Origin of the sequence: Kitasatospora sp. MY 5-36, assembly GCF_001182915.1 — a bacterium.
Classification (GTDB): Bacteria; Actinomycetota; Actinomycetes; order Streptomycetales; family Streptomycetaceae; genus Kitasatospora.
Map to the genome: position 1 here is coordinate 1 of NZ_LFVW01000632.1, position 6,677 is coordinate 6,677.

The following is a 6,677-nucleotide window of genomic DNA, read 5'->3' on the forward strand; positions in this document are numbered from 1 at the left end:
CGAACTGATCCGCGAGGCCCTCGCCGAACCCGAGCGCCTCGTCGCCCTCGACCCCGCGCACGCCCGCCGCGCCCGCGACCTCGGCACCCTGCTGCGCAAGGTCCGCGAACTGCTGGCCGGCGGCTGCACCGCCGAGGAGGCGCTCTGGGAGCTGTGGGACGGCAGCCGCCGCTGGCGCGAGCGACTGGAACGGGCCGCCCTGCGCGGCGGCGCGGCCGGCCGCAACGCCGACCGCGACCTGGACGCGCTCTGCGCCCTGTTCGAGACCGCCGCCCGCGCCGAGGAACAGGTCACCGGCCACCGCAGCGCCCTCGACCTGCTCGCCGAACTCGAAGCCCAGGACATCGCCGCCGACACCCTCACCGTCCGGACCGTGCGCCCCGAGGCGGTGCGGCTGATGACCGCCCACCGCTCCAAGGGCCTGGAGTGGCGCCTGGTCGTGGTGGCCGGCGTCCAGGACGGCCTCTGGCCCGACCTGCGCCGCCGCGGCTCCCTGCTGGAGGCCGACCGGATCGGCCGCGACGGCCTCGCCGAACCGCTCTCCCCGGGCGCGCTGCTCGGCGAGGAGCGCCGGCTCTTCTACGTCGCCGCGACCCGCGCCAAGGAACGGCTGATCGTCACCGCCGTCAAGGCCCCCGCCGACGACGGCGACGAACCGTCCCGCTTCCTGCGCGAGCTCTACCGCGAGGACGTCGACCCCAGGACCGGCAGGGTCGTCCGCCGCACCCCGCCGGTCACCGTCGAGGACGTCACCCACCGGCCGCGCCGCCCGCTGTCCGTCGCCGCGCTGGTCGCCGAACTGCGCGCCGTCACCGTCGACCCCGCCCGCTCGCCCGAACTGCGCCGCGCCGCCGCCGAACGCCTCGCCACCCTCGCCGCCGCCACCGACGAGGAGGGGCAGCCGCTGGTGCCCGCCGCCCGCCCCGAGCGCTGGTGGGGCCTGGACGACCCGACCGCCGCCGCCGAGCCGCTGCGCAGCGCCGACGCGCCCGTCCGGCTGTCCGGCAGCGGGCTGGAACAGCTGGAGAGCTGCTCCCTGCAGTGGTTCCTGGACAAGGAGGTCAAGGCGCGCGGCGCCGGCTCGGCCGCCCAGGGCTTCGGCAACGTGGTGCACGCCCTCGCCGACGAGGTCGGCTCCGGCCGCACCCCCGCCGACCTCGCCGTGCTCATGGAGCGGCTGGACACCGTCTGGGACGCGCTGGCCTTCGACGCGCCCTGGAAGTCCCAGCAGGAGAAGACCGAGGCCCGCGCCGCCCTGGAGCGCTTCCTCAACTGGCACGTCCTGGAGCGCGGCCGGGACCTCGTCGCCACCGAGCACGGCTTCGACGTCACCCTCGACGTCGGCGGCGTCTCGGTGCGCATCCGCGGCTCGATGGACCGGGTGGAGAAGGACTCCGCCGGGCGCGCCTACGTGGTCGACTTCAAGACCGGCAAGCAGATACCCACCGACAGGTCGCTGCCCGAGCACAAGCAGCTCGCCGTCTACCAGCTCGCCGTCCGGGCCGGCGCCCTCAACGAGCTGCCCGGCTTCCCTGGGCACCCGCCGGACACCGGCGGCGCCGAACTCGTCCACCTGCGCGAGCCCGCCGCCAAGGCCGCCCAGGACACCCCCAAGGTGCAGCACCAGGAGCCGCCGCAGGGCGAGCCCTGGATCGAGAACCTGCTCGCCGAGGCGGCCGGGAAGGTCCTCGCCGAGCGCTTCGTCCCGCAGACCGGCGGCGGCTGCGACCGCTGCACCTTCCGCCGCAGCTGCTCCGCCCAGCGCGACGGGGCGCAGCTCGTGGAGTGAATCCTGTCCGACGCTCCGGTTACGGTTGCGGGGTGACCGCCGTGCTCAGCCATCCCGACCAGCTCAAGGAGCTGCTCGGCATCCCGTTCAACCGGGAGCAGATGGCGGCGGTCGGAGCCCCCCTGGAGCCGGCCGTGATCGTCGCCGGCGCGGGCTCCGGCAAGACCACGGTGATGGCCGCCCGGGTGGTCTGGCTGGTCGGCTCCGGCGCGGTCCGGCCCGAGGAGGTGCTCGGCCTCACCTTCACCAACAAGGCCGCCGGCGAGCTCTCCGAGCGGGTGCGCGCCTCCCTCCTGCGGGCCGGGGTCGTCGACCGGGACGGCGCCGAGCCGCTCGGCGACCCGGAGATCTCCACCTACCACGCCTTCGCCGGGCGCCTGCTCAAGGAGCACGGCCTGCGGATCGGCATCGAGCCGGACGTCCGGCTGCTCGCCGACGCCACCCGCTTCCAGCTCGCCGCCAAGGTGCTGCGCACCGCCCGCGGCCCGTTCCCCGCCCTCACCGGCACCTTCGCCAACCTGGTCGCCGACCTGACCGCACTGGACGGCGAACTCGCCGAGCACCTGGTCGAGCCGCAGACCCTGCGCGAGTTCGACGAACGGCTGCTGGACACCCTCGCCACCGTCAAGCTCACCAACGACGACCTGCGGGCCGTCCCGGCCACCGCCCGGGCCCGGCTGGAACTGCTGCGCCTCGTCGAGGACTACCGGCGCCGCAAGGGCTCCGCCGGGCTGATGGACTTCGGCGACCAGATCGCCGCCGCCGCCCGCCTCGCCCAGCAGCGCCCGGAGGTCGGCGAGCTGCTGCGCGGCCAGTTCAAGGTGGTGCTGCTGGACGAGTACCAGGACACCTCGGTCGCCCAGCGGCTGATGCTGGCCGGCCTGTTCGGCGCCCCCGGCGACGGAACCGGCACCGGCAGCGGCCACCCGGTGACCGCCGTCGGCGACCCCTGCCAGGCGATCTACGGCTGGCGCGGTGCCTCGGTGGCCAACCTCGACGAGTTCCCCCGGCACTTCCCGAAGGCCGACGGCCGCCCCGCCGACCGCTACGCGCTCAGCGAGAACCGCCGCAGCGGCGGCCGCCTGCTCGCCTTCGCCAACGAACTCGCCGTCCCGCTGCGGGAGATGCACGAGGGTGTGGAGGCGCTGCGCCCGGCCCCCGGCGCCGAGCGGGACGGCTACGTGCGCGCGGCGCTGCTGCCCACCCACGCCGAGGAGGTCGACTGGCTGGCCGACTCGATCGCCCACCTGGTGCGCACCGGCACCGCGCCCGGCCGGATCGCCGTGCTGTGCCGCGGCGGCGCGGCCTTCCCGGACATCCACGCCGCGCTGGTCGCCCGGGAGGTGCCGGTCGAGGTGGTCGGCCTCGGCGGGCTGCTGCAGCTGCCCGAGGTGGCCGACCTGGTGGCGGTCTGCGAGGTGCTGCAGGACCCGACCGCCAACGCCGCGCTGGTGCGCCTGCTGATCGGCCCGCGCTGGCGGATCGGCCCGCGCGACCTCGCCCTGCTCGGCCGCCGGGCCGCCGACCTGGTGCGCACCGACCACCCCGAGGGCGTCGAGGCGCTGGCCGCGGCCGTCGCCGAGGCCGACCCGACCGAGGTGGTCTCGCTGGCCGACGCGGTGGAGACCTTCCTCGACGCCTCGGCCGGCGACGAGGGGAAGCCCGACGACCTGCCGTTCTCCGCCGAGGCGCGGGTGCGCTTCGCCCGGCTCGCCGCCGAGCTGCGCGACCTGCGCCGCTCGCTCGCCGACCCGCTGATGGACGTGCTGCACCGGGTGCTGTCCGTCACCGGCCTGGAGGTCGAACTCGCCGCCTCCCCACAGGCCCTGGCCGCCCGGCGGCGGGAGACCCTGCACGCCTTCCTGGACGTCGCCGCCTCCTTCGCCGACCTCGACGGCGACCCGGGCCTCGCCGCCTTCCTCGGCTTCCTGCGCGCCGCCCAGGAGTACGAGCGCGGCCTGGACAGCAGCCTGCCCGGCGGCGAGGACACCGTGAAGGTGCTCACCGCGCACAAGTCCAAGGGCCTGGAGTGGGACGTGGTCGCCGTCCCCGGCCTGGTACGGGGCGCGTTCCCGTCGTCCAGCCCGCGCGAACGCTGGACGAGCACCAAGCGCGTGCTCCCGCACGCCCTGCGCGGCGACGCCGAAACGCTGCCCGACGTGCGCGGCGGGTGGAACGGGAAGTCGATGACGGCCTTCAAGAAGGAGCTGGCCGACCACTCCGCCGTCGAGGAACTGCGCCTGGGCTACGTGGCGTTCACCCGCCCCCGGTCGCTGCTGCTGGCCTCCGGGCACTGGTGGGGGCCGAGCCAGAAGACCGTCCGCGGCCCGTCCGACTTCCTGGAGCGGCTGCGCGAGCACTGCGAGCGGCCCGGCGCCGGCGAGGTCGAGCACTGGGCCGAGCAGCCGGAGAAGGGCGCCGAGAACCCGGCGCTGGCCTCCCCGGTCGAGCGCCCCTGGCCGCTGCCGCTGGACCCGGCCGCCCAGCACGCCCGCCGCCGGGTCGCCGAGGTGGTGCGCGCGCGGGTGGCGGGCGCGGCGGCCCCCGAGGCCGAGGAGCTGACCTCCGAGGACCAGCGCCAGGTCGCCTCCTGGGACCGCGATCTGACCGCGCTGCTGGGTGAGTTGGAGCGCTCCCGGCGCACCGCGCGGGACGTGCCGCTGCCCGCCTCGCTGTCCGCCACCCAGCTGCTGCGCCTCGCCGCCGACCCGGACGGCTTCGCGCACGAGCTGGCCCGTCCGATGCCGCGCCCCCCGCAGCCGGCGGCCCGGCGCGGCACCCGCTTCCACGCCTGGGTGCAGTCCCGGATCGAGCCGCTGCTGCTGGTCGAGCCCGGCGCGCTGCCCGGCGCCGACGACGACGGCATCGAGGACGAGCAGGACCTGGAGCGGCTCAAGGAGGCGTTCCTGCGTACCCCGTACGCGCAGCGCAAGCCCCACCGGGTGGAGGCGCCGTTCCAGCTGGTGCTGGCGGGACGGGTGGTGCGGGGACGGATCGACGCGGTCTACCGGGAAGATGACGCGTTGTCGGAATCCGGTGGTGCGTCACGCTACGAAGTGGTGGACTGGAAGACCCACCGGGAGGAGACCGCCGACCCGTTGCAGCTCGCGGTCTACCGGCTGGCCTGGGCCGAGCACGCGGGCGTCGATCCCGAGCAGGTCACGGCTTCCTTCCTGTACGTCCGCAGCGGACGGATCGTCCGTCCCGTAGGACTTCCCGACCGAAAAGAGTTGGAACGGCTCCTGATCGGGAACAGTGACTATTGAGTCACACAGAGCATCCAAGTCATCACGCCAGTGCCCGAAACCTGTGCGTCATGCACGTTTCGCGCCTATTGTGGGGTCGGTAACCGGTCAACCCCCGTGCTCCGGCCGCCAGCGAGGCCCGTATTCCCTGACCCTCAGTCATCACCGCAGGTGCCCTCGGGCATCGGCGTCTTCTGCTGGAGAGACCGAAGTTGAGCGCGACCGGATGGATCAGAGAGCGGTTCACCGGGCCGACACCGGGGCCCGCTCCGCGCGCGACCGGCACCTGGCCGAGGACGGCGCTGGCGCTGCCGTTCATCGGCATGGTGCTGATCGTCGCCCTCGACTACCTCAGCGGCACCGAGGTGACGGTCGAACCGGCCCTCACCGCCGTACCCGCGCTGGCCGCCGTGGTCAGCCGCCGAACCTGGTACCCGCTCGCCATCGGTCTGGGCACCGAGGCGGCGGCCTTCCTGATGGCCTTCCGCAGCGACACGCTCGGCGAGTCCGTGCACGCCGCCAGCGTCTTCGCGATCCTGCTCGTCGCCGCGATCGGCTGGGTCAGCGCCACCCTGAGACTGCGCCAGGAACAGGCGTTGGCCGACGCCCAGCTGGTCGCCTCGATCGCCCGCCGGGTGCTGCTGCGGCCCGTCCCCGAACGGGTCGGCACCGTCCGGGCGGCCGTCCACTACGAGGCCGCCGCCGCGCACGCCCGGATCGGCGGCGACCTCTACGAGGTGGTCAACACCCGGCACGGGGTGCGGGCCGTGGTCGGGGACGTCCGCGGCAAGGGCCTCGGCGCGGTGGAGACGGCCGCCGCCGTGCTCGGCGCCTTCCGCGAAGCCGCCCACCAGGAGGCCGCCCTGGACCGGGTGGCCGGCTGGCTGGCCGTCAGCCTCGACCGCGCCCTGCACGAGAACGACCACCCGGGCGTGGAGGAGGAGTTCGTCACCCTGGTGCTGATCGGCGTCCGCCCCGACGGCGCCGCGGAGATCGTCAACTGCGGCCACCCGGCCCCGCTGCTGCTGCGCGGCGGCGAGGTCAGCCCGCTCGAACTCGCCGAGACCGTACCGCCGCTGGGCGTCCTCGACCCGGCCGACGTCCGCCCGCCGGTGCACCGGCTGCTGCTCCAGGGCGAGGACCGGGTCCTGCTGTTCACCGACGGGGTGATCGAGGCCCGCGACCGGGCCGGCGTCTTCTACCCGCTCGCCGAACGCCTCCCGCACTGCGCCGCCGGCCGCCCGGCCGACGTCCTGCAGCGCCTGCACGAGGACGTGGTGCGCCACGTCGGGCGCCAGCTCGGCGACGACGCGGCCATGCTGCTGCTCCAGTTCGACCCGCCGCCCGCGCTCGGGCCCGGAGCACCCCGGGGCGCGGCCACCGTCCACCTCCCGCAGCAGGCCGGGGTCCTGGCGCGCCACTGAGGACCCAGAGGCCCTACAGGGACACCTCGACCAGCAGCGGGCGGTGGTCCGACACCACCGCGCGCGGCGCCGCCGCCGGGCCGACCGCCGTCCGCGGCACACCGATCGCCAGCACGTGGTCGAACTGCACCGCGGGCCGGTGCGAGGGGTAGGTCGGCGTGCGCGCCAGGTCGTACCAGCCCTGCAGGCGCGGCCGCGGCTCGCGCACCCGGCGCCGGC

3 protein-coding genes and 1 pseudogene are annotated in these 6,677 nt (G+C 75.3%); 3 read left to right on the forward strand and 1 reads right to left on the reverse strand.

All coding sequences use genetic code 11. The features are described from left to right. The 3 genes from AE652_RS32175 to AE652_RS32185 all read left to right on the forward strand — a co-directional run. Positions 1-1,789 (forward strand): UrvD/REP family ATP-dependent DNA helicase (locus AE652_RS32175; protein ID WP_049658016.1); only part of this gene is annotated, 1,789 nt, incomplete at its 5' end. 32 nt (positions 1,790-1,821) lie between these two features. Beyond that, the gene (locus tag AE652_RS32180) at positions 1,822-5,055 is read left to right on the forward strand and encodes an ATP-dependent DNA helicase (RefSeq protein ID WP_049658018.1); all 3,234 of its coding nucleotides are present in this window, start codon (positions 1,822-1,824) and stop codon (positions 5,053-5,055) included. 191 nt (positions 5,056-5,246) lie between these two features. Then, complete coding sequence (locus AE652_RS32185) at positions 5,247-6,458, forward strand: PP2C family protein-serine/threonine phosphatase (RefSeq protein ID WP_159028611.1); 1,212 nt, start codon at positions 5,247-5,249, stop codon at positions 6,456-6,458. A gap of 13 nt (positions 6,459-6,471) precedes the next feature. Here the strand turns inward: AE652_RS32185 and AE652_RS32190 are convergent. Continuing rightward, a pseudogene (locus AE652_RS32190) lies at positions 6,472-6,677 on the reverse strand (hypothetical protein); the annotation flags it as partial.